The sequence below is a fragment of the Shewanella sp. SM87 genome (assembly GCF_025653705.1).
Lineage (GTDB): Bacteria > Pseudomonadota > Gammaproteobacteria > Enterobacterales > Shewanellaceae > Shewanella > Shewanella oncorhynchi.
Genome location: NZ_JAKKSC010000087.1, coordinates 1 through 1,641 on the forward strand (window position 1 = coordinate 1; position 1,641 = coordinate 1,641).

At 46.1% G+C, this 1,641-nt stretch carries 1 protein-coding gene and 1 pseudogene; both read left to right on the forward strand.

The annotated features are described in order from the left end of the window. Positions 1-24 precede the first annotated feature (24 nt). Positions 25-1,041, forward strand: a pseudogene (locus L5M11_RS23760) (IS4 family transposase); the annotation flags it as partial. A gap of 308 nt (positions 1,042-1,349) precedes the next feature. Further along, positions 1,350-1,641 (forward strand): IS66 family insertion sequence element accessory protein TnpB (gene tnpB / locus L5M11_RS23765; RefSeq protein ID WP_263193456.1); only part of this gene is annotated, 292 nt, incomplete at its 3' end.

Below are 1,641 nucleotides of genomic sequence, written 5' to 3' on the forward strand. Positions count from 1 at the left end.
CACTAATTGCTGAGGGTATTTTTTATGTTGGCTCACTGGCTGATTGATGTCGATACGTTTGCTGCACCAGAATCACTGGCTCTCTTCCAAAAAGAACTCCCGCTCGAATGGATAGAGCAAGCCCTTGATTCTACCAATAAAGCCAGCATGAGACGGCGTAAGTTACCCGCCGAACTTGTCGTTTGGCTAATTGTCGGTATTGGCTTGTATCGGGATAAACCCATCACGGAAGTTTTAGATAAACTAGACMTCAAGCTTTCCAACCACTTAGGGGATTCTGTTGCACCAAGTGCTATTCCTCAAGCGAGAAAGCGCCTCACCGCCCAACCTTTGGAAGCGCTTTTTAAACTGACAGCAGCCCATTGGACCCAGCAGGAAGATAGCGATGACAAATGGTTTGGACTGAGTTTACTTTCTGTCGACGGCACTCAGTTCCGYACCCATGATACCGCCTGTCTTGCAGAGCACTTCCAATACATCAAGTACAATGAAAACCACCATACTGAATACCCGATTGTTCGATTATGTGCCCTCACATCGCTGCGAAGTCGTTTATTACATGATGTTGTCTTTGGGCCCAGCTCGACAGGAGAGGTCTCTTATGCCAAACAGCTGGCCGCTTCAGCCCCCGCTCACTCCCTGACGATTTTTGACCGCTGTTACCTCAGTGCCGAGTTGATGATTAATTGGCAACGGCAACATACGACGAGTCACTGGATGACGCCGATAAAATCCAACACGCAATATGAAGTGGTTGAGCAACTGGATAAGGAAGGGCGAGACCTTTTAGTGGAAATGAAAGTGTCAGCCCATGCTCGGAAACAAGACCCAAGCTTGCCGGAGAAATGGCAAGCCCGCCTTGTCCTGTACCCTAAGCCAGAACAACCTAATCACGTCATAGGTGTTCTCACCTCCTTAACGAGTCTGGAATATGGTACGCAGTCATTACTGGATGTGTATTTTGAACGATGGGAAATAGAGAACAGCTACGGAGAGATAAAGCACAATATGCTCGAAGATGAAACAACTACTCAGTGGCAGATGCTACTTCAACAACGCGGCTCGTTTAGTGGCACTAATATCGAATTTTGCCAACACCATAATGTCTCTATCACCACTTACTATAAACAGCGCGCTTTACTGGCTGAGTATCAGCCTAATTCAACCTTGCCACTACAAACAACGAACCCCACATCATCACGTTTTATTCAGTTAAAACAAACCACCACTGAAGTCTGCGCGCAAACTCATCAAAATGTGGTGCAGTTTGATATCCGCACAGGCCAGTTAATGTTTCCTGCCAATTTAGCAACGAACGATATCGTTGCCATCATTAAAGGGCTGATGGCATGAAGATGTTTGTTGATGTGCCCACCGTTTATTTATGTGTGGATGTGGTCGATTTTCGTAAATCGATTAATGGATTAGCCGCCTTAGTGGAAGCAGAGCTTGAACTACCGGTGCTCAGTGGTGCGCTATTTGTGTTTTGTAATAAAGGGCGCGACAAACTCAAACTGCTGTACTGGGATAACACCGGGTTTGCCCTGTGGTATAAGCGATTAGATAAACATAAGTTCAAATGGCCTAAACTCATGTCACCCACCATGACATTAACCGAGCAACAATTACACTGGTTATTAG